The 21522-nt window shown below is 68.0% G+C and carries 20 protein-coding genes; 5 read left to right on the top strand and 15 right to left on the bottom strand.

Features of this window, described 5'->3' with window-relative positions:
- Positions 1-112: 112 nt before the first annotated feature.
- Positions 113-661: a formaldehyde-activating enzyme gene (gene fae, locus AC51BJ_RS02345; protein WP_018229895.1), complete on the top strand. Its 549-nt coding sequence runs from the start codon at positions 113-115 to the stop codon at positions 659-661.
- 18 nt (positions 662-679) lie between these two features.
- Here the strand turns inward: fae and nth are convergent, their stop codons facing one another.
- From nth to AC51BJ_RS02300, 9 genes are all read right to left on the bottom strand, one after another.
- The gene (gene nth, locus AC51BJ_RS02340) at positions 680-1339 is read right to left on the bottom strand and encodes an endonuclease III (RefSeq protein ID WP_496279205.1); all 660 of its coding nucleotides are present in this window, start codon (positions 1337-1339) and stop codon (positions 680-682) included.
- Positions 1339-2028, bottom strand: a complete 690-nt coding sequence (gene rsxE, locus AC51BJ_RS02335) for an electron transport complex subunit RsxE (RefSeq protein ID WP_430433310.1) — start codon at positions 2026-2028, stop codon at positions 1339-1341. Before rsxE ends, nth begins: the two co-directional genes overlap by 1 nt.
- 190 nt (positions 2029-2218) lie before the next feature.
- Positions 2219-2950, bottom strand: a complete 732-nt coding sequence (gene rsxG / locus AC51BJ_RS02330) for an electron transport complex subunit RsxG (RefSeq protein WP_496279204.1) — start codon at positions 2948-2950, stop codon at positions 2219-2221.
- Positions 2947-3951 (bottom strand): RnfABCDGE type electron transport complex subunit D, encoded by a 1005-nt coding sequence (locus AC51BJ_RS02325; protein WP_430433312.1) that lies wholly within the window; start codon positions 3949-3951, stop codon positions 2947-2949. The genes rsxG and AC51BJ_RS02325 overlap by 4 nt, the downstream gene beginning before the upstream one ends.
- 43 nt (positions 3952-3994) lie before the next feature.
- Positions 3995-5710 carry an electron transport complex subunit RsxC gene (gene rsxC / locus AC51BJ_RS02320; RefSeq protein ID WP_496279203.1) on the bottom strand — a complete coding sequence of 572 codons (1716 nt, stop codon included), beginning with the start codon at positions 5708-5710 and terminating at the stop codon, positions 3995-3997.
- Positions 5710-6288, bottom strand: coding sequence for an electron transport complex subunit RsxB (gene rsxB, locus AC51BJ_RS02315; protein WP_304033156.1), 579 nt, complete (start codon positions 6286-6288; stop codon positions 5710-5712). The genes rsxC and rsxB overlap by 1 nt, the downstream gene beginning before the upstream one ends.
- Positions 6285-6863, bottom strand: coding sequence for an electron transport complex subunit RsxA (gene rsxA, locus AC51BJ_RS02310; protein WP_019918963.1), 579 nt, complete (start codon positions 6861-6863; stop codon positions 6285-6287). Before rsxA ends, rsxB begins: the two co-directional genes overlap by 4 nt.
- Positions 6864-7027: 164 nt before the next feature.
- On the bottom strand, positions 7028-9943 hold the full coding sequence (locus tag AC51BJ_RS02305) for a bifunctional diguanylate cyclase/phosphodiesterase (protein ID WP_496279202.1): 2916 nt from the start codon (positions 9941-9943) through the stop codon (positions 7028-7030).
- A 163-nt stretch (positions 9944-10106) separates the two neighbouring features.
- A complete protein-coding gene (locus AC51BJ_RS02300) occupies positions 10107-12290 on the bottom strand; it encodes a TonB-dependent receptor (RefSeq protein WP_496279201.1) in 2184 nt (727 codons plus the stop codon).
- A gap of 150 nt (positions 12291-12440) precedes the next feature.
- Here AC51BJ_RS02300 and AC51BJ_RS02295 point away from each other — a divergent pair, with 150 nt between their 5' ends.
- Both AC51BJ_RS02295 and AC51BJ_RS02290 read left to right on the top strand, forming a co-directional pair.
- Complete coding sequence (locus AC51BJ_RS02295; protein WP_496279200.1) at positions 12441-13646, top strand: PepSY-associated TM helix domain-containing protein; 1206 nt, start codon at positions 12441-12443, stop codon at positions 13644-13646.
- The gene (locus AC51BJ_RS02290; protein ID WP_496279199.1) at positions 13643-13819 is read left to right on the top strand and encodes a hypothetical protein; all 177 of its coding nucleotides are present in this window, start codon (positions 13643-13645) and stop codon (positions 13817-13819) included. Before AC51BJ_RS02295 ends, AC51BJ_RS02290 begins: the two co-directional genes overlap by 4 nt.
- Positions 13820-13854: 35 nt before the next feature.
- Here AC51BJ_RS02290 and AC51BJ_RS02285 read toward each other — a convergent pair whose 3' ends face one another.
- The 5 genes from AC51BJ_RS02285 to fumC form a co-directional block, all read right to left on the bottom strand.
- Positions 13855-14097 (bottom strand): hypothetical protein, encoded by a 243-nt coding sequence (locus AC51BJ_RS02285; RefSeq protein ID WP_496279198.1) that lies wholly within the window; start codon positions 14095-14097, stop codon positions 13855-13857.
- A gap of 76 nt (positions 14098-14173) precedes the next feature.
- Positions 14174-14761 (bottom strand): HNH endonuclease, encoded by a 588-nt coding sequence (locus AC51BJ_RS02280; RefSeq protein ID WP_496279197.1) that lies wholly within the window; start codon positions 14759-14761, stop codon positions 14174-14176.
- Positions 14762-14886: 125 nt separating this feature from the next.
- The gene (locus tag AC51BJ_RS02275; RefSeq protein WP_496279196.1) at positions 14887-15306 is read right to left on the bottom strand and encodes a YidB family protein; all 420 of its coding nucleotides are present in this window, start codon (positions 15304-15306) and stop codon (positions 14887-14889) included.
- Positions 15307-15388: 82 nt separating this feature from the next.
- Entirely contained in the window at positions 15389-15655 is a 267-nt protein-coding gene (locus tag AC51BJ_RS02270; RefSeq protein ID WP_496279195.1) for a DUF2789 domain-containing protein, read from the bottom strand.
- 68 nt (positions 15656-15723) lie between these two features.
- On the bottom strand, positions 15724-17142 hold the full coding sequence (gene fumC / locus AC51BJ_RS02265; protein ID WP_496279194.1) for a class II fumarate hydratase: 1419 nt from the start codon (positions 17140-17142) through the stop codon (positions 15724-15726).
- A 134-nt stretch (positions 17143-17276) separates the two neighbouring features.
- Here fumC and yoaA point away from each other — a divergent pair, with 134 nt between their 5' ends.
- Together yoaA and AC51BJ_RS02255 are read left to right on the top strand one after the other, a co-directional pair.
- A complete protein-coding gene (gene yoaA, locus AC51BJ_RS02260; RefSeq protein WP_496279193.1) occupies positions 17277-19220 on the top strand; it encodes a DNA repair helicase YoaA in 1944 nt (647 codons plus the stop codon).
- Positions 19221-19486: 266 nt separating this feature from the next.
- Positions 19487-20125: a hypothetical protein gene (locus AC51BJ_RS02255; protein ID WP_304010360.1), complete on the top strand. Its 639-nt coding sequence runs from the start codon at positions 19487-19489 to the stop codon at positions 20123-20125.
- A 6-nt stretch (positions 20126-20131) separates the two neighbouring features.
- Here AC51BJ_RS02255 and AC51BJ_RS02250 read toward each other — a convergent pair whose 3' ends face one another.
- Positions 20132-21433 carry a tetratricopeptide repeat protein gene (locus AC51BJ_RS02250; RefSeq protein WP_496279192.1) on the bottom strand — a complete coding sequence of 434 codons (1302 nt, stop codon included), beginning with the start codon at positions 21431-21433 and terminating at the stop codon, positions 20132-20134.
- Positions 21434-21522 lie beyond the last annotated feature (89 nt).

The following is a 21522-nucleotide window of genomic DNA, read 5'->3' as shown; positions in this document are numbered from 1 at the left end:
ACGTTTCGGCAGCGCGTCTCTTTATGTGAATCAAAGTTGTATCATGTGAAACTCGCGTCGGTGCGCTTGCCGCACCAGGCGCTTTCACACAGGACAACCAAGGAGACACAACATGTCCGAACGCATCGTCTTCCGCAGCGGTGAAGCACTGGTCGCCGGCGGCCCCCCGGGCACCGCAGCCGAACCCGAAGTCATCATCGGCGAACTGGACGGCCCGGTCGGTACCGCGCTGGCCACGCTGACTGGCGACCAGGTGAAGGGTCACACCCGCGTGTTCGCCATCCTCAACACCGACATCCAGGTGCGTCCGCTGACGCTGATGGTGAGCAAGGTGACGGTGAAGGACGAGCGCTACACCAACATCCTGATGGGCACGGTGCAGGCCGCCATCGCCAATGGCGTGCTCGACGCCGTGCGCGCCGGCGATATCCCGAAGGAAAAGGCCAACGACCTCGGCATCATCGTGTCGGTGTGGCTGAATCCGATGGTGTCGACCGCCAAGGACCTCGACCACAAGATCCTGTTCGACATCCACCGCCAGGCCATGGCCAAGGCGATCAAGAAGGCGATGAACAATCAGCCGGACATCGACTGGCTGCTGGAGAATCAGGACAAGATCACCCACAAGTACTACCAGATGGGGCTGGACGGAAAGATCTGATCCGCCCCGGTCGCCACCTCAGGTGGCGACCGTCTTGTCCTTGAAGCGGCAGATGTCGACGATGCCGCACTGGCCGCACAGCGGCTTGCGCGCCGTACAGGTGTAGCGGCCGTGCAGGATGAGCCAGTGGTGGGCGTGCTGCATGAATTCGGCCGGCACCACCTTGAGCAGCGCGTGTTCGACCGCCAGCACGTCCTTGCCGGGCGCCAGGCCGATGCGGTTCGAGATGCGGAAGATGTGGGTGTCGACCGCCATGGTCGGCGCGCCGAACACGATGTTCAGCACCACGTTGGCGGTCTTGCGGCCGACACCGGGCAGCGCTTCGAGCGCGGCGCGGTCGTTCGGCACCTCGCCGCCGTGCTTCTCCAGCAACTGGTGCGACAGCGCCACCACGTTCTTCGCCTTGGCGCGGAACAGGCCGATGGTCTTGATGTAGTCCTCGACGCCCTCGACACCGAGGCTGACCATGGCTTCCGGCGTCGGTGCCACCGGAAACAGCTTGCGCGTCGCCACGTTCACACCCTTGTCGGTCGCCTGTGCCGACAGCACGACGGCGACCAGCAGCTGGAAGGGCGAACCGTATTCGAGGTCGCTCTTAGGGTGCGGGTTGGCCGCGCGCCAGCGCTCGAACAGGGTCTGTATCTCGGCCCGTGTGAGCCGGCTTGCGCGGCCCGCCATCAGGCCGACGCGGCTTCGGCCGGCGTGTGCGGCGCGGCAGCGCGCGCCTGTACCCGCGCCACCCAGGCGTTGCGCGCGGCGATCAGCAGACCGAGGAAGATGAAGGCGCCGGGCGGCAGGATGGCCATCAGCAGGCCGCGGTACTCGTCGCCGAACACCTGTATCGCATGCGCGCCTGGCACGATCATGTCGATGCCGGAGAACAGCGTACCGGCACCAATCAGTTCGCGCGCGCTGCCGAGCAGCGCCAGCACCCACAAAAGGCCCACGCCCATCGCCGCGCCGTCCCAGGCGGCGGCCAGCGGCGAGTTCTTGGCGGCGAAGGCTTCGACCCGCGCCAGTACGATGCAGTTGGTGACGATCAACGGGATGAAGATGCCGAGCACGAGATAGAGGTCGTGCAGCCAGGCGTTGAAGGCGAGGTCGAGGCAGGTGACCAGCGCCGCAATGATGAGGACGAATACCGGGATGCGGATCTCATGCGGAATCAGCGTGCGCAGTGCGGCGACCGCGCCGCTCGACATCGCCATGACCAGCACGGTCGCGAGCGACAGGCTCACCGCGTTGACGAAGCTGGTGCTGACGGCCAGCAGCGGACACAGGCCGAGCAGCTGCACCAGCGCGGTGTTGTTCTCCCACAGGCCCTTGCGGCCGATGTCGCCGTAGACGGCGCGTTCTTCAGCGTTCATGCCGGTATCCCCGATGTGTGTGCCGCGCGGTGAAGGTGGCGGCGATGTCCGGTCGCCGGCGGCTTCGATGCAGGCTGGCATCGCGAGCAAGCTCGCTCCCACAAGGGCGGGCAGGGGCCAATTGACCAGCCTTGTCTGTCGTCGGCGCGGAAGGTGTGGGAGCGACCTCTGGTCGCGATACGGCGCTCGATCATTCGAACACCTTGTCTGCCGAGGCGCCGGACGGCAGCGCGAACAGCGCGTCGCGCACCGGCGCGATGGTGGTGGCGGCGCGGCCGGCGGCGCGGATGACGGCGCGCGGCGAAATGGTGGCACCGGTCATGTAGGTGAAATCGCCGCCGTCCTTGCGGACTGTCCAGCTGGCCGCCTGCGCGGTGTCGCGGCCGGCGAACTGGCTGATCCACTTCGGCGACGCGCGGTCCTTGGCGGGGTCGATGTAGTCGCCCAGCCCCGGCGTCTCCTTGTGCGCGACCACGCGCACGCCGCCCAGCGTGCCGTCGGCGCGCACCGCCATCAGCAGCCGGATGGCGCCACTGTAGCCGTCCGGCGCCTGCGCCTCGAACACCAGCGCGACCGGCTCGTTGCCGCGGCGTGCGCGATGCAGCGTCACCGGGCCGTCGATGCCGAGCGCGGGCAGGGCGGGCAGCTCCACGGTGTCTTCGAGCAGCGCGTTGTCGTAGTCGGCGCGCGGCAGCACCTGGGCGATCAACTCCAGCCGGCGCGCCTCGACCGAGGCCTGTATCGGCGCCTCAGTGGCGTCGTGGGTGAGCGCCATCAGTGCGGTGAAGGCCAGCGTGAACACGGCCAGCAGTGCGGCCGAGCGCATCGCGCTGCCGGCCGCGGTCGGCGCCGGCGGTTCCGGCGCCAGTTCGGCGGCAGCCAGTGCTTCATCGACCACCGGCGTCTGCGCCTCGCTGCTCATGGCGCGCCTCCGTTCTTGTGGCCGAACACCGGCGGCTGCGTCTTCATGTCGATCAGCGGCACGCAGATGTTCATCAGCAGCACGGCGAAGGCGATGCCGTCCGGGTAGGCGCCGAAGGCGCGGATGAGCCAGGCGATCAGCGCGATGCCGGCGGCGAAGATGAGCTTGCCGCGCGGCGTGGTCGCGCCCGACACGGGGTCGGTCGCGATGAAGAAGGCACCCATCATCGTGCCGCCCGCCAGCAGATGGAAGGCCGGGCCGGCGTAGTGCGCCGGATCGATCAGCGAGGCGATGCCCGATACCAGCGACATCACCGCCAGAAAGGCGACGGGTACGTGCCAGGTGATGATGCGCAGCGCCAGCAGCAGAACACCGCCGGCGCCCCAGGCCAGCGCGACCCACTCCCAGCCGGCGCCGGCAATGTGGCCGAAGGTGGTCGAGTGCATCACGGCGGCGGTGTCGTCGCCGGTCATCAGGCCGGTGCGCAATGCGTCCAGCGGCGTGGCGCCGGTGACGCCGTCGAGCGCGCGCGCGCCGCCGAACACCCAGTCCATCTGCGTCGCGAAGTCCGCGCCATTGAGGCCGGGCCACTGCGACATCAGCGCCGGGAAACTGACGATCAGCAGCGCATACGCCAGCATGGCCGGGTTGAACGGGTTCTGGCCGAGGCCGCCGTACAGGTGCTTGCCGATGATGAGCGCGAAGGCGGTGCCGAGTACGGTGGTCCACCAGGGCAGCAGCGGCGGCAGGCAGACGGCGATCAGCCAGGCGGTGACCAGTGCGCTCATGTCGGTCAGCGCCGGTGCCACCGGGCGGCCGCGCAGCGCCAGCACGAGGGCTTCGCAGGCGAGTGCGGTGGCGCTGGCCAGGGCGATCTGCACCAGCAGCGCGGTGCCGAACAGCCAGCTCTGCACGGTGATCGCCGGCAGCATGGCGACCAGCACCGTGGTCATCACGCGGCGCACGCTGGTGTTCTGGCGGAGGTAGGGTGAGTTGTACATCGTGTTCCGTCGTGATGAGGCGCGCGGCAGACGCGCCCCGGTGTCATTCCGTCGGCTTGTCCGCCGTTGCGGTTTCGTTCGTCGTTTCGCCGCTGCTGGTGGCCACCATGTCGGCGGCCAGCTTCCGCCGCGCCTCCGCGGCCTCGACCTGTGCCTGCTGGGTCGGCGTCAGCGTGTCGGTGTTCTTCGCCGCAACCGCTTCCTTCTGTGCCTTGGCGCGCGCCATCGCCGCTTCGATCAGGGCTTTCTTCGGGTCTTCCGCGGGCGTGGCGGCGGTGTCGCCCTCTGCCGGCGGCTTGTCGGTGGCGGCAGGCTTCGCGGCCGGCTTGGCTGCGCTGCGCGCCGCCAGCTTGGCCGCCTTCTCTTCCTTCTCGCGTTCGGCGCGCCAGTTGCGGAACTCGAAGCGTTCGCGCGCTGAATCTGCGGCGTCCTTGTCGCGCTCGCGCGCCCAGATTTCGCTCTTCGCGTAGCGGTAGTAATCGACCAGCGGAATGTGTGACGGGCACACATAGGCGCAGCAGCCGCACTCGATGCAGTCGAACAGGTGGTACTCCTGCGCGCGGCCGAAGTTGCGGGCGCGCGAGTGCCAGTACAGCTCGAAGGGCTGCAGATCGGCCGGGCAGGCGCGCGCGCATTCGCCGCAGCGGATGCAGGGCAGCTCCGGCTCGGGCGGCGGAAACAGCGCTGGCGACGAGGCGAGCAGGCAGTTCGTAGCCTTCACCACCGGTGCCTCGACGCCGGGCAGTGGGATGCCCATCATCGGACCGCCCATGATGAGCTTGTCGGTGTCCGGCTTCAGGCCGGCGTGTTCGAACACGAAGCCGATCGGTGTGCCGATGGCGACGTCGAAGTTGCGTGGGCGATCGACATTGCCGGCGACGGTGACGATGCGGCGGGTCAGCGGTTCGCCGTGTTCGAGTGCGTTCCAGACCGCGAGCGCGGTCGCCACGTTGAAGCACTGCACGCCGTAGTCGGTCGAGCGGCTGCCGTGCGGCACTTCGATGCCGGTCAGCACGCGGATCAGCTGCTTGGCGCCCCCGGCCGGGTAACGCGTCGGCACCACGACGACGTCGAGCGAGGCGTCACCAAGCGCCGCGGCGGCGGCTTTCAGCGCAGCGGCGGCTTCAGGCTTGTTGTCCTCGACGCCGACCAGCACCTGCTTCGCCGCCAGCATCTTCTGCATCACCAGCGCGCCGCGCAGGATGTCCTCGGCTTCGCTGCGCATCAGCATGTCGTCGCAGGTGATGAAAGGCTCGCACTCGGCGCCGTTCAGCACCAGCGTGTCGGTGCCGCCTGCCTTGCCGGGCGCCAGTTTCAGGTGGCTGGGGAACACCGCGCCACCGAGACCGACCACGCCGGCGTCGCGCAGGTAGTCACGCACCTCGCCCGGTGTTGCCGCGTGCCAGTCGAAGGGCTCGCGCTCGATGCGCTGGTCCTGGCCGTCCGGTTCGATCACCACCGCCATCGACGACAGGCCCGAGGCGTGCGGCATCAGCCGCGGCTCGATCGCCACCACCGTGCCCGAGGTTGGCGCATGCACCGCACTCGACACATTGCCGTCGGCGGCGCCGATGCGCTGGCCGTGCAGCACGCGGTCACCCACCTTGACCAGCGGGCGTGGCGTACCGCCAATGTGCTGGTGCAGCGGAATGATCAGCTGCGGCGGCAGCGGCAGGCGGGCGATTGGTTCGCGCGTCGACGCGCCCTTGTTCGGGTCCGGCTTGACGCCGCCGTTGAACGAAAACAGTTTGCGCAGCATCAGGCCGCTTCCTTCGCTGCAGTCTCGGTCGCCACCGGTTTCAGGTCGAACACCGGGTAACGCCACTTCCAGGTTTCCACCGTTTCGGCCACCGGCACCATGTCGATGCAGTCGGCCGGGCAGGGCGGCACGCACAGTTCGCAGCCGGTACAGAGGTCGGTGACGATGGTGTGCATCTGCTTGGCGGCGCCGACGATGGCGTCCACCGGGCAGGCCTGTATGCACAGCGTGCAGCCGATGCAGGTCGCTTCGTCGATCACCGCCACCGACTTCGGCTTCTCGACGCCGTGCTCGGCATTCAGCGGCTTGTATTCGCGGCCCAGCAGGTCGGCCAGCTTGCGCACGCCTTCGTCGCCGCCGGGCGGGCACTGGTTGATGTCCGCCTCGCCGCCGGCGATTGCGGTGGCGTAGGGCTTGCAGCCGGGGTAGCCGCACTGGCCGCACTGCGTCTGCGGCAGGATGGCGTCGATCTTGTCGACCAGCGGGTCGCCCTGGGTCTTGAACAGCACCGACGCGGCGCCAAGTGCGGCACCCAGCGCCAGCGCAAGACCGGTCATCACGAGCAGTGCGGAAATCATGAGTCGAGCCCGGCGAAGCCCATGAAGGCCAGGCTCATCAGGCCGGCGGTGATCATGGCGATGGCGTTGCCGCGGAAGGGCACCGGGATGTCGGCGCCGTCCAGCCGCTCGCGGATGCTGGCGAACAGCACCAGCGCCAGCACGAAACCGGCGGCGGAGCCGAAGCCGAACAGCAGCGACTGCAGCAGGTTGTGGCGCGCCGCCTGGTTCAGCAGCGGTACGCCGAGCACGGCGCAGTTGGTGGTGATCAGCGGCAGGTAGATGCCCAGCACCTGATGCAGCAGCGGGCTGGTCTTCTGGATCACCAGTTCCGTCAGCTGCACGATGGCGGCGATGACCACGATGAAGCTCAGCGTCGACAGATAGCCCAGACCGAAGGGCTTGAGCAGGAAGGTGTCGATCAGGTAGCTGGAACCACAGGCCAGCGTCAGCACGAACATGGTCGCCAGGCCCATGCCGATCGCGGTTTCGAGCTTTTTCGACACGCCCATGAAGGGGCACAGGCCGAGGATGCGCACGAACACCACGTTATTGACCAGCGCGGTGCCAAGCAGGATGAACAGGTAACTCGTCATGACGGGGCGAAAGGTCGCCGGAGGTTTTCCGCAGGCCGCGGCGCAGGATGCACCGCGTAACCGGCGGATTATCCGGCACTGCAGCGCAGCACTCAAGCTGCCGCAGGCGTCGGCCGGCGGTTATGTGGACAGAACCGCCGGCTGGAGCGGGCGTCCGGCGCTTTTCAGGCCAGCGCCGGTGCGACGCCGATGCGGTCCGGCAATTGCTCCACCGGCAGCGGTCTGCTCAGCAGGTAGCCCTGGAAGGCGTCGCAGCCGTGCGCGGACAGAAAGGCCATCTGCGCCTCGGTTTCGACGCCTTCGGCCACTACGGTCAGGCCAAGGTTGTCGGCCAGCGACAGGATGGTGCGCACGATGGCGGCCGAGTGCGGGTCGCTCAGCACCTCGTCGACGAAGCTCTTGTCGATCTTGAGCTGGTCCAGCGGCAGCTTCTTCAGGTAGGCGAGCGAGGAATAGCCGGTGCCGAAATCGTCCAGTGCGAAGCGCACGCCGCGCTGCTGCAGTGTGCGCATCGTCGCCAGCGTCATGTCGAGGTCGCGGTGCAGCATGCTTTCGGTCAGTTCGAGCCGCAGCCGGCGCGGATCGGCGCCGCTGTCGGCCAGCGCCTGCTCGACCCGTCCGACGAAGCCGGATTCGTGGAACTGCCGCTCGCTCACGTTCACCGCGATCGTCCACTGAGCCCGCAGCGGGTCGTCGGCCCAGGCGCGCAACTGGGCACAGGCGGTATCGAGCACCCACTGGCCGATCGGCAGGATGTGGTTGCTCTGCTCGGCCAGCGGAATGAAGGCCGCTGGCGACACCATGCCGCGCACCGGGTGCTGCCAGCGGACCAGCGCCTCGACGCCGGTGATGCGCCGCTCGGCGTCGGTCACTGGCTGGTAGTGCAACCGCAGTTCGCCGCGCTCGAGCGCGCCGCGCAGGTCGCGCAGCAACTGGGCGCGGGCGGTGGTGTTCTCCTGCAACGTGGGGTCGAAGAAGCTCAGCCGGTTGCGGCCGCTTTCCTTCGCCTTGTACAGCGCCATGTCGGCCTGCTTCAGCAGTTCGTCGGCGCGGTCATCGGCGCAGTTGAACAGCACGGCGCCGATGCTGGCGGTGGAGCTGACCATCTGTCCGCCGAGGTCGCATTCGCCCGCCAGTGCTTCGCGCAGCTTGTCGCCGATCTCGCCGACGCGCAGCGAAGCAGCCTGCAGATCGATACCGAGATTGCCCAGGATGACGACGAACTCGTCGCCGCCCAGTCTCGCCACGGTGTCCGTGTCGCGCACGCAGCTGCGCAGTCGCGCCGACATCTGCTGCAGCAGCGCGTCACCCTGGGCGTGGCCCAGCGTGTCGTTGATTTCCTTGAAGTTGTCGAGATCCATCAGCAGCAGCGCGCCGTGCTGCCCGTCGCGCACGGCACCGGCGATGGCTTGGTCGAGCCGGCTGTTCATCAGACGGCGGTTGGGCAGGCCGGTCAGTTCGTCGTGGAAGGCCAGCCGTTGCGCCTCGTGCTCGGCCTTCTTGCGCGTCGTGATGTCGGCGCGTATCGCGATGTAGCGCTGCGGCACGCCGTCGGCGTCGACCAGCGGCACGATGGTGGTGTGCACCCAGTAAAGCGAGCCGTCCTTGGCCCGGTTGCAGATGTCGCCATGCCACACCAGCCCGCTTGAAATGGTCTTCCACATGTCGGCGAAGAACCCGGGCGCATGCGTGCCCGAATTGATGACGCGGTGGCTGCGCCCCACCAGCTCTTCGCGCGCGTACTGCGAGATTTCGCAGAACTTGTCGTTCACCCGCGTGATGACGCCGCGCGCATCGGTTTCCGCGACGATGGCGTGTGCGTCCAGTGCCGCCTTCAGCTCGCCGACCTCGCGCAGCGAGTCGAGCACGCGGCGCTGCGCACGCTCGCGCTCGGTGGTGTCGTTGAGAATCAGCACCACGCTGTCGATGCCGCCGTCGGCGCTGCGTTCCGGCACCAAGGTCGATGACAGGTGGACGGTGTTGCCGTCGTTTCCGGTGAAATGGCAGTCGAACTCCACGCGCTGCCCCTGCAGCGCCTCGGCCAGCCGCGGCCGCATCTGTCCGGCCAGTTGCGGCGGCATCACGTCGTCCACCGTGCGACCGACAATGTCGCGAGCAGCGCGGCCCAGGTGCAACTCGTGCATCGGGTTCACATAGCGGAAACGCAGGTCGCGGTCGATGCGCGCGATGTCGGCCGGCACGTTGGACAGTATCGTGTCCAGCTCGCGCTCGCGCTCGCGCAGCGACTGTTCCGAGCGCTGCAGCAGTTCGTAGGGCTCGCGCAGGCCGATGACGAAGGTGGCGCGATAGACGAAGGTGTAGGCGGCAATCTTGTACAGATGGCCGAACATGTTCATGAAATCCGACGCCGTCGTGTAGTTGGTGAACGCCAGTTCGCCGATGCCCATGACGAAACAGGCGCAGGCGAGATAGCGCGTGCGCGGGTCGGGCGCCATGCGGTTCTGCCAGAACAGCCAGCCGGCCACCGCCAGATTGCCGGCGCACAGCGCGTACTCGAAGCCGGCCTTGAACGCGGTGACGCCGACGCCGGGCACGAAAGTCACCGGAAAGAGGTCGAGGAACCAGGTGCCGGCCACGAACAGCGCACAAGTGGCGAGCAGGCCGAGCCCCAGCCAGCCGCTGCGTGAGCCCGGCAGGGCGATGCGCGCCGCCACCAGCGCGACGGTCAGCAACTCGAACGAGCGGCCAGCCAGCCAGAAGAAAATGGCTTTCGCCGTGCTGCTCTCGGTCAGCAGCGCCGGCATGCCGGCGTAGGTCAGCGCATGGATCAGGTCGCAGCCGGCGACCACCGAGAAACCGAAGATGAGCGTGTTGGACGCGTAGTCACCCGCCTGGTCGAAGCGGTGCCAGGACATGATGACCACCAGCGCCGACACCACGACGGAGAAAGTCTCCAGCAGCAGGTGGAAGGCCAGCATCTCGCCATGTCGGCCCTCGAACAGCGGGATCGGTGGCAGCAGGGCCGCGAACACCATCAGCAGCAGGGCGACCAGACAGACGGTCGCCGGCGAGCGCAGGCCGGCGGCAGCGTCGACGGATTCGGCGTTTTGTGTGGGCATGTCGATGACCGGGCCGGCTTCGCGTGGGTCCAGGGTAAACGGCCCCCGGAAGCAGGGCCTTGAGCACGGAACGCACGCTATTGCTTATGTTGCAGCCGGTCAAGCTGCCCGGCCACCCCGGCAGATCATGCTGTCGGGGTGGCGGTCGAACCAGGAGGGAAGGTCAGAAATCGACCGTGGCGCTGAGCATGGCAGTACGCGGCGCGCCCTGCACCAGATAGCTGGAGCCGGGGTAGCCGCCGGCAGCCGCCCAGTAGGCGCGGTCGCTCACATTGTCGACGCGGGCGCGGAAGGTGACGTCCTTGCCGGCGACCCGCGTGATGTAGCGCGCGCCGAGGTCGAAACGGGTCCAGCTCGGGATGGACGCCGTGTTGGTGGCATCGAAATACTGTGACGCAGTGTAGACGGTGCGTGCGTCCAGACTCAGGCCGCGCAGCAGCGGCACATCCCACTCGACTCCGAACGTGTACTGGGCGGACGGTACGCCGATTGCGCGGTTGCCGTCGTTGGTGCCACCGGCGGTACGCTCCAGTTCGGCGTCGATCCAGGTGGCGCCACCGAGCAGGCGCAGGCCCGGCAGCGGTTCGCCGTACAGCGTCAGCTCGATGCCGGTGTTCTGCTGCTCGCCGCTGGCGCGGAACACGTTGTCGGCGCCGACGAAAGCACTCGGCAATTCGATCGAGAACACCGCCAGACCGGCGCCGAAGCGCTTGTCCTCGTACTTCACGCCGGCTTCAGTCTGCTTCGACACGAAGGGCGACAGGCGCTCGTTGGCATTGACCGCGGTGTTCGGCGCGGTGCCGCCACGGGTCAGTGCCTCGGCGTAGTTGGCATACAGCGACATTTCCTGCGTCAGCTTGTATACCGCACCGACCGCCGGCGTGAGCTTGGTCTTGTCGTAGGAGGTGCCGAACACCGCATAGTCGTTGTAGGGCACGTCGATGATCTTCTGCAGCCGTGCGCCGAGCGTGAGCAGCAGACGGTCGTTGGCAAAGGCCATGGTGTCGGCGAGCGCGAGGCTGAAGCTGCGGGTCTTCTGCTGCGTCTGCGGCGAGTTCAGCTCGGGATTGGGGGCACCGCCCGGTCGTGCAACCGGTTGCGGGTCGTACAGGTTGTCGACGAAGGCGGCGCCGAACTCGTTTTCGTTCTTCTCGGTGCGCCAGTGGCCGGCCATCGACGCCGTCAGGCGGTGCTGGACCGCTCCGGTCGTCACTTGGGTACGGATACCGGCCTCGCCGGTCACCACAACCTCGTCGCGATAGTTGTCGAAGCGACTCGAATTGATCGTGCCGTTCGAGTCGAGGAAGTGGAAGGGCAGCGAGTTGCGTTCCTTGCCACGGCGCGCGCCGACGGCCACCCAGGTGGTGGTGACGTCGCTCAGGTCGAACTCGGCCCGCACCGTACCGAAAACGGTCTGGTCGCCGGAGTAGATCCACGGCTGCGAGTAGTTCGACGATGCACTCGGCGGACGCGGGACGAACGTGAGGCCGCCGCCGCGCAAGAGGCTCGGACGGCCCTCGATCAGGTTCTGGTCCTGCATGCCGACGTCGGCTGACAGCCGGAAGTCGCGGCCGCGGTAATCCGCGCCCAGCGAGAACATTTCGAAGTCCTTGCGTTCGTTGTCGATGCCGGTGCCGCCGACGCGGCGGGCTGCATTCACGCGCAGGCCCAGTTCCTTGTTTTCGCCAAAGCGGCGCGCCACGTCGGCCGCAAGGTAGTCCTGACCGCCGGTCTGCAGACCGTAGGTCAGGCGTGTCAGGTCTTCGTTCGGCGCGCGCTTGGGCACCAGATTGATCGAGCCGCCGATACCGCTGCCCGCGGTACCGCCCGGGGCGGCGCCGTTCACGAAAGTATTGGCGCCGCGCAGCACCTCGACGCGTTCGAGGAACTCGGTTGCCACGTACTGCCGCGGCAGCACGCCGTACAGGCCGTTGTAGGCCATGTCGTCTGAAAACAGCGGAAAGCCGCGGATGACGTAAAGCTCCTGGAAGTTACCGAAGCCGCGCGAAATGCGCACGGTCGGGTCATTGCGCAGCACTTCGGCGACGCCCGAGGCCTGCTGGTCCTCGATCAGCTGGCTCGTGTAGGCAGTGGTGCTGAATGGCGTGTCCAGCGTGCTCTGGTTGCCGAGAATGCCGATGCGCGCACCCTTCGCCACCTGTCCGCCGGCGAAGGCGGGCGGCAGGCCGGCGGCCGACGCGTCGGCGCTGGCCTCGACCACCACCGGCGCCAGCGTGATCGGCGCCGACGGATCTTCGGTCTGCTGGGCGTGAGCGACGGTGCTGGCGAGCGCCGCCATGATGGCGAGCGCGAGGGGAGGGCGCGGGAAAGCAGGGGCTTTTTTCATTGCAGCGGAGGGCACGGGGTGCTGAGGTAGAATCGGAAGTCTCGAATCGTATTACGAATCGTTCTTGTTTTTGTATTGTTTGCGACTTTTTGCACACCGGCGCGGCGTGCTGCTGTATCCCTGCTACCTCAAGTCCGGCCCCGTCCATCGATGAAATCCGTTACGCCCGACACCGCCACGGCGTCCTGTACGACCGCCGTGCGATCCCGCGCCACCGCGCTGCAGCGCTGGATGTGGGTGCACAAATGGTCCAGTCTGGTGTGCACGCTGTTCATGCTGCTGCTGTGTCTGACCGGCCTGCCGCTGGTCTTCTATCACGAGATCGACCACGCACTCGGCAAGCACATCGAGGCGCCGGCAATGCCTGCCGGCACCGCGCATCTGCCGGTCGACCGCATCGTCGACGCGGCGCGCAGCCACCACCCGGAGCTGGTGCCGCTCTACCTGTTCAAGGAAGAGGACGAGCCGGACATGTGGGTGGTCAAGATGGACACCCGGCCGGACACCGACGAGACGCAGGCGAAGTTCTCGGTGGTCGATGCGCGCACCGGCGAAGTCCTCGGCGAGCCCCGTTTCGACGAAGGTTTCATGCACCTGATGTACCGGCTGCACGTCGACCTGTTCGCCGGTCTGGCCGGCCGGCTGTTCCTCGGCTTCATGGGCCTGCTGCTGGTCGTCGCGCTGGTCAGTGGCGTCGTGCTGTACGCCCCGTTCATGCGCAAGCTGGATTTCGGCGAGGTGCGCCACGGCCGTTCGACAAAGCTGTGGTGGCTGGACATGCACAACATGCTGGGCATCGTCACCGTTACCTGGGCGCTGGTCGTGGGGGGCACCGGCGTCATCAACACCTGGGCCGACCTGATCCTGAAGGCCTGGCAGGCGGAACAGGTGGCCGCGCTGAAGACCGCCGGGGCCGGCGCTGCGCCCGGCGGCCGCGCCGCGCCGCTGCAGTCGCTGGTCGATGCCGCACTGGCGGCTGAGCCGGGCATGGCCGTCGCCACCGTCGCCTTTCCCGGCACGCTGCTATCGACGCCCTCGCACTACGCCGTCTTCCTGCACGGCGACACGCCGCTCACCGCCAAACTGTTGAAGGCCACGCTGGTCGACCCGGTCAGTGCGGCGGTGATCGAAACGAAACCGCGCCCCTGGTACGCCACCGCGCTGCTCGTGTCGCAGCCGCTGCACTTCGGCGACTACGGTGGCCTGCCGCTCAAAATCCTGTGGGCGCTGCTCGACCTCGTCACCGTCGTCGTGCTGTGGAGCGGGCTCGTGCTGTGGTGGCGCAAGCACAGGCATCCCGCTGCGACGCTCGCCAGCGTCGCGCACGCGGCGACCACCGCGCGAGGTGGCGCATGAAGGGCGCGAAATCGAACGCCGCCATCTTCCGCTGGCCGCTGCTGATCGCCGTACTGACCGCCGTCGGCCTGCTGTCGGCGCTGGTCGGCGACGACGGCTGGGACGCCCTGTCGTGGGCGCTGCTGGCGGTGCCGGTGGGGCTTTGCGGGTATTTCAGTCTCGCCAGGCGATGAGCTGACGGCGTCGCACTCGTCAAAACAGCGCTCGGTCAGAGCGAGGCCTTGCGTCTCGCTGTGCGCATCAGATTGACCACGGCAATCAGCAGGAATCCCAGCGCCGGCAGGCACCACACGAACGCCGCATCGGTGTGCACGGTCTGCGTTGCCGCGTCGTAGTGGCGGCCGAATTCGTTGAACTCGATCGTGAGATAGCGCGCGTACCAGAGCCAGACGAACGGCAGCGACGCCGCGAGCGGCAGAACGACCCCGGGGGCCCTGATCAGTCGCGACAAGGGTCGTGCCCGGAGCCTCATCGGAAACTCGTGCGGATCAGGCGGTGATCCCACGGTATGCGGTCGCAACCAGAATTCACAGCTGATAGACCACCTTCTCGCCGTCAACCTTTACCTTGCCGGTCGCCTGCAGGTGGCGAACGATGGCCGCAACCTCGGCTTGCGAAATGCCCTTCGGAAACAGCGCCGCGACGGTGCTCGTCAGCGTCTTCAGCGTTCGTGGCCGTGAATTACCGCGCGTCTTCAGATTGGCGACCACCATTGCGAAGCGGTCCGTCTTCTTCGGTGCGGACGGCGCGGCAGGTTTCGGAGGAGCGGGCTTTGTGGGTGGGGTTGCGACGGCGACCGGTTTCGGGATGGTCGGTGCGGGCGCCGGGGCGGGCATTGCGACCAGCTTTGATGTGGAAGCGACAGAGATGTTCGGACACCTGAAGTGCCCCTTCTGATTCAGCACCACTTCGAACTTCTGCTTGATCGACATGCTGCCGAGCAGGGCATTCACCGTCTTGCAGCAGGCGACGCAGTTGTCGTCGCCATTGGCGCCGCCGTTGGCGATGGCCTGCAGGTGTTCGACGCTGGCGTCGTCGCGCTGAAGAGGCTGCTTGCAGAAGAAGCAGAGGCCGCCCTGGACGAACAGCAGGCGGTCGAGTGGGCGGGTCGGCATGGGCGTTTGCGGCTCTGTGCAGTCGACTATCCCGCCATCGTAGCGTATTCGCGTCGTGCTACCCGTCGTGCATGCACGACGTCCGCGGCGAGGCCAGTCGCAGGCACCGCGCCGCGGCCCGCGTTCTACGACTTCAAAAGCCCACCCAGCATGCCCATCGCCGCCTGCAGCGCATCCCCTTCGGGCGCCTTGCCATCGGGTGACAGCTTGTCGATCAGCTGCGGCAGCAGGCCGGCGAGGCCGGACGATACTTCCTGCGAGGACATGCCCACCTGCTGGGCGACGCCGCCGATCTGTTCGGCGCCGAACACGGCCTTGATCTGGTCGCCGGAGATCGGCAGGTTGGGGCCGGATCCCAGCCACGAGGCGATCACTTCGCCCAGGCCGCCCTGCTGGAACTTGGCGATCAGCCCCTGGATGCCGCCGATCTGCGGGCTGTTGATCAGGCTCATCGCGGCCTGGATCAGGGCGGCGTTGCCGCCGGCACCGGATTGTCCGCCGAGCGCGCCGGCAACCTGCCCGGCGATCGAGTCGAAAAGTCCCATGTCCGTCTCCTTCGTTGAGTGAAGACGCAAGGGTACGCCAGCCGCGTGGAGGTTGTTCGTGGGGCGGGCGGGGCAGACGGCGTCAGACGCAGTGGCGCCGCCAGCCCTTGCCCTGCGGGGCGTGCATTTCGGCGTTCAGCGAGTCTACGGTGTCTGACCAGTCGGCGTCCTGGTTCAGCGCGTCGCGCAGGAAGGCGGCCTGCGCGGGACTCCAGAAGGTGGCTTCGTGCAGCTTGGTGCCGTTGTCAATCGGGCCGAATAGCGCGATGAAGCCCTCGATCGATTGCGGGTCGCTCGGCAGGCCAAGCTGGTCGAACAGGTTTTCCATTGAATGCGGCGTGATGTCCATGACGATCTCCTGTCGGTGAGTAGATGCTGCTCCTGATCGGAATGTCCGGTGGGCAGATGGTTCCGTTCTCATTGCGCGCGCTCGCCCACCATCGCGCCGGGCTGTACCCACTGGTCGAACTGTCCGCCGCTCACGTCGCCCGAAGCGAGCGCCGCCTCGCGCAAGGTCAGACCTTCGCCGTGGGCGCGGGCGGCGATCTTCGCCGCGCGGTCGTAGCCGATGTGCGGCACCAGCGCGGTCACCAGCATCAGCGACTGCTGCATCAGCGCCTCGATGCGCTCGCGCCGCGCTTCGATGCCGGCGACGCAGTGGGTGTCGAAGCTGCGCATGCCGTCGGCCAGCAGGCGGATGCTCTGCAGCACGGCGCCGGCGATCAGCGGTTTGTAGACGTTCAGTTCGAAGTTGCCCGAGGCGCCGCCCACCGTGACCGCGACGTCGTTGCCGATGACCTGGGCGCACAGCATGGTGAGCGCTTCGCACTGGGTCGGGTTCACCTTGCCCGGCATGATGGAACTGCCGGGCTCGTTCTCCGGCAGCGCCAGTTCGCCGAGGCCGCAGCGCGGGCCTGAGGCGAGCCAGCGGATGTCGTTGGCGATCTTGCTCAGCGCTACGGCCAGCGTCTTCAGCGCGCCGTGCAGTGCCACCAGCGGCTCGTGCCCGGCCAGCGCGGCGAACGGGTTGTCGGCGCGCACGAAGGGCAGGCCGGTGCCGTCGGCCAGCTTGTTCGCCACCCGCGTGCCGAATTCCGGATGGGTGTTCAGGCCGGTGCCGACCGCGGTACCGCCTATCGCCAGCGCATGTACGGCCGGCAGTGCCGCGACGATGGCCGAGCGGGCCAGCGCGAGCTGGGCCGCGTAGCCGGAGAATTCCTGCCCCAGCGTCAGCGGCGTGGCATCCTGCAGATGGGTGCGGCCGATCTTGACGATGTCGGCAAAGGCGACCGCCTTGTCGGCCAGTTGCGCGTGCAGCGCGTCGAGCGCAGGCATCAGCGCACGCCGGACGGCATAGGCGGCGGCCACGTGCATCGCGGTGGGAAACACGTCGTTTGACGACTGGCCCATGTTCACGTCGTCGTTCGGGTGCAGCGTGCGCGCCCCGCCGCAGTCACCGCCCATCAGTTGCGAGCCGCGGTTGGCCAGCACCTCGTTCATGTTCATATTGGTCTGCGTGCCGGAGCCGGTCTGCCACAGCGACAGCGGGAACTCGTCGTCATGCAGGCCGGCCAGTACTTCGTCGGCGGCTGCGACGATGGCGGTCATGCGCTCGGCCGGCAGCTTGCCCAGCCGGCCATTGGCCAGCGCCGCCGCGCGCTTGACCGCGGCCAGTGCGTGTATCAGTTCGCGCGGCATGCGCTCGGTCGAGATGGCGAAATGCTGCAGCGAGCGCTGCGTCTGCGCGCCCCACAGGCGGTCCGCCGGCACCTCGATCGGGCCGAAGGAATCGTGTTCGGTGCGGGTGACGACGGGCGGCTGCGTGGCGGTATCCATGGCGGTCTCTTTTCGAAGCCAGTTTTCAGGATAGGACATGACGGCGCCACGGTCCGGCCGGCGGATGTGGGGATGACGGCGCTGCGGTACACTCCGGGCCGGTTTCAGCCGTCTTCCGCACTTCATTCCTCTCCGTGTCCGACATTCCCGCCACTTTCGCTCCCGACGGCCCGCTGGCCCGCGCCATCCCCGGTTTTACGCCGCGCACGCAGCAGACCGAAATGGCCGAGCGCGTGGCGCAGGCCATCGCCGACCGCAGTGTGCTGGTGGTTGAGGCGGGCACCGGCACCGGCAAGACCTACGCCTACCTCGTGCCGGCGCTGCTGTCCGGCGCCAAGGTGATCGTGTCCACCGGCACCAAGACGCTGCAGGACCAGCTCTACGGCCGTGACCTGCCCACCGTGCGCGGCGCGCTCGGTGTGCCGGTGAGCATCGCGCTGCTGAAGGGCCGCGCCAACTACCTGTGCCACTACCACCTCGAACGCTCGCTGCAGGAGGGCCGTTTCGGCTCGCGTGAAGACGCCTCTCACCTGCAGGCCATCGCCCGCTGGGCCAAGATGACCAGCACCGGCGACAAGGCGCAGTGCAGCGAAGTGCCGGAAGAGTCGGGTGCCTGGTCGCACGCCACGTCGACGCGCGACAACTGCCTGGGCCAGGACTGCCCGAACGCCAAGGAGTGCTTCGTCACCGCTGCGCGCCGCGAGGCGATGGAAGCTGACGTGGTGGTGGTGAACCACCACCTCTTCTTCGCCGACCTGATGCTGCGCGACGAGGGCGTGGCGGAACTGCTGCCGGCCTGCAACGCTGTCGTGTTCGACGAGGCGCACCAGCTCGCCGAAACCGCCAGCCTCTTTTTCGGCGAATCGGTATCGACCTCGCAGATGCTCGAACTGGCGCGCGACACGCGTGCCGAGGCGCTGGTCGGCGCCAAGGATTTCAAGCAGCTGCCGGAATCGGCCGAGCGTCTGGTGAAAGCGGTGCGCGACCTGCGGCTGGTTTTCCGCGAGGAGAACGTGCGGCTGTCGGCGGCGCAGATCGACGAGCGTCCGGCTTTCGCACCGGCGCTGGCCACCGTGCTGGAGGCGCTGAACGAACTGGCCGGTCTGCTGGAAACGCAGGCGGCGCGCAGCGAAGGGCTGGAGAAGTGCTGGCAGCGCGCGCTCGACCTGATCGCGCGGGTCGAACGCTGGCAGGCCGGCGAGAAAGCGGGCGAGCAGTCGGACCGCGTGCGCTGGGCCGAGGTCTACACCCAGGCGCTGGCGCTGAATGCCACACCGCTGTCGGTGGCTGACATCTTCCGCCGGCAGATGGAAGACAACCCGCGTGCCTGGATATTCACCTCGGCCACGCTGTCGGTCGGCAACGACTTCGGTCACTACTGCGGCGAACTGGGGCTGCACAATGCCGAAACCGCGCAATGGGGCAGCCCCTTCGCCTACGAACAGCAGGCGCTGCTGTACGCGCCGGAGAACATGCCCGAGCCGTCGGCGCCGACCTATGCCGAGGCGGTGGCGCGCGCCGCCTGGCCGCTGATCAAGGCCTGCCGTGGTGGCGTGTTCGTACTGTGCACCTCGCTGCGGGCGATGAAGCGCATTCATGAGCTGATCGAGGACAAGCTGTCCGCCTACGATCCGGATCGGCCGCTGCTGATGCAGGGCCAGGCCACGCGCAGCGAACTGCTGGACCGCCATCGCGCCGCCGGCAACGCCGTACTGGTGGCCAGCCAGAGCTTCTGGGAAGGCGTGGACGTGCGCGGTGACGCGCTGCAACTGGTCATCATCGACAAGCTGCCCTTCGCGCCGCCGGACGATCCGGTGCTGTCGGCGCGCATCGAACACCTGAAGCGGCAGGGGCGCAACGCCTTTTCCGAGTACCAGCTGCCGCACGCGGTGATCAGCATGAAACAGGGCGCCGGCCGCCTCATCCGCGACGAGCGCGACCACGGCGTGCTGATGGTGTGCGACCCGCGGCTGGTCGAGAAGCACTACGGCAAGGTGATCTGGCGCAGCCTGCCGCCGATGCGCCGCACCCGCAGCGCCGACGTCGCGGTGCAGTTTCTCGAAAGTCTCGCCGGCTGACAGCTGGCGGGAATCGAAGCCGGCGGCCCGCAAAGGCCGTGTCGCGGCCAAGGCCGCTCCCACAGGGTGAGGCGCCCGCGAGGCGGCCGGAGCGTGGATCGGGGTTCTGTGGGAGGGGTCTTCTGACCCCGACTGCGGCCTGAACCGAAGTCCGCGGCGGCTGCATCGTCGCAGAGATCGCTGCCGCGGCATCAGGCGCTTGCTTCACGTCATGAACGCCAGCGCCGTGGCGTGCCACACTGCGCGCCGTGTGATCGGGAGGCGCTGTGTTCGCAATCGAAATCTGTCTGCTGCTGCTTGCGCTCGGCGTCAGCGCGCTGATGCGGCCCTGGCGCATGCTGGCCGGGCCGCTCGGTGCGCCGTGGGCGGCTTCGCTGGTGGTGCTGTCGCTGCTGTGGGTGCTGCCGCAGATGCTGCCGAACGGCATATCGATCCAGCTGTCAGGCGCCTGCCTTCTCGTGCTCATGTTCGGCTGGCCGCTGGCGGTGATCGAGCTGGTGCTGGTCGCGCTGGCGGTGTGGCTGCTCGGCGACCTCGGTTTCGCTGCGGTGCTGTCGCAGCTGGTGTGGATAGGTCTGGTGCCGGCCACACTCGCACTGGCGCTGGGCGAAGCCTTGCGCCGCGGCCTGCCGGCGCATCCCTTCATCTACGTGCTGGGGCGCGGATTCATCGGCACTGCGATGAGCATCTTTGCAGCCGGTGCGGCCTACGAGTTCATCCACCACCTGTTGGGCGGCGTCGCTGTCGAGCACGCACTGGTCGCGCGCTGGCTAATGGCCTGGGGCGACGCCTTCCTGACCGGCATGCTGGTGGCGGTGTTCGTCGCCTTCGTGCCGGAGTGGCTGGCCACCTGGTCGGACCAGCGCTACCTCGGGTCGCCGCCCCCGCCGCCGTCTTCTTCCTGAGCGCGCTCAGGCGCCGCGCACGCGCGGCGCGTCCGGCTCCGGTCTCGCGAACGCACGCTCGGCGCGCAGGGCTTCGGCCAGCGCCCGCTGACCGTCGCGTTGCGCCGCCTCGATCAGCGTCAGGTCGATGATGTCGCGCTGCGCGTGACTGCCGCCGAAGCGGTGCGACACGTGACGGATCGGCCGCAGCAGGCGCACGGTGCTGGCGTAGTCGCCCTCGCCGAAGGCCGCGATGGCGCGCGTGGCGGCGCGGCCGACCTCGGCGATGAAAGCGGCGTTGTCGCCTTCGCCGGCCAGCGCCATTTCCTGCGCGTCGATCAGACTGCGCATCTGCGCGGTGCGGCCGGTGGCGGCAAACGCCATCATCGCGTGCATGTCGCTGAAGGCGTAGAGGCTGCGCGCGGCCATCGGTGCCCAGCGGTCCGCCACCGCCTGCCAGCGTTCGCCGGTGTCGATGCCGCGCAGGTGCAGCCGCCACAGCAATGCCGACATGTCGATGAAGTCGAATACGAGGCCCGGTGCGCGGCCGAACACGGCGTCGTCGAACAGCGCGAGCACCTCGTCGATTTCGTCTACGCCGAGATGGAACAGCGCCAGATGCCAGTGGTTGTGCACGGCGAGGAAGCTGTCCTGCGCCCATGCCTGCGGCGTGGCGCGCATCCAGGCGATGCCGTCGCGGCGCCGGCCCTGCATTTCCATCACGTGGGCGACCGCGTGCTGTGCCCAGCCGTCGCGCGGCTGGATCTCGACCGCCTGCCGGCCGTAGCGCTCTGCGCGCAAGTAGTCGCCGGTCTCTTCCAGTCCGAACGCCAGCATGCCGGCCACCGCGTGCCAGGCGGGCATGTCCATGCTCCAGGCCGGAAGCGCGCGGGCGATGCGGTCGCGCAGCATGCGCGAATCGCCGAGCAGGAAGTCGCATTGCTGGCCGGCCTGCAGCGCCAGCACGTCGAGCGGATGATCGATCGCGATGTCCTCGAGCACGCGCGCGGCGGCGCGCCAGCGGCCCTCGGTCATCAGCGCGACCGCACGCAGGTGGCGGCTTTCGCGATCGTTCGCCGGCAGCCTGGCCGCCGTGGCGTGGGCGGCGGCTGCAACCGGAATGCCGGCCGGCTCGGTGCCGAGCAGGTGCAGATAGGCACGCAGCACGTGGCCCATCACCATGTCCGGCGCCTCGGTCAGCGCGCGGTCGATGGTGGCGACCGGGTCGCCGATGAAACAGCGCAGTTCGTGCTCGGCCTGCTCCAGCAGTTCGATGCTGCGGGCGGTGGCGCCGGTGAGCGCGAGGCCGGCGGGGTTGTTCAGGGACATCGTTTCACTCCTGTGGTGGTTGAACACAGGCGTATCTACGTGCTCCGCTGCGGACTGGAGACAGGCGGGGCGTGACCGGCGTCACGCCC

The organism is Methyloversatilis sp. S146-33, from assembly GCF_059552495.1.
This window is presented reverse-complemented; position numbering and strand designations above follow the sequence as displayed.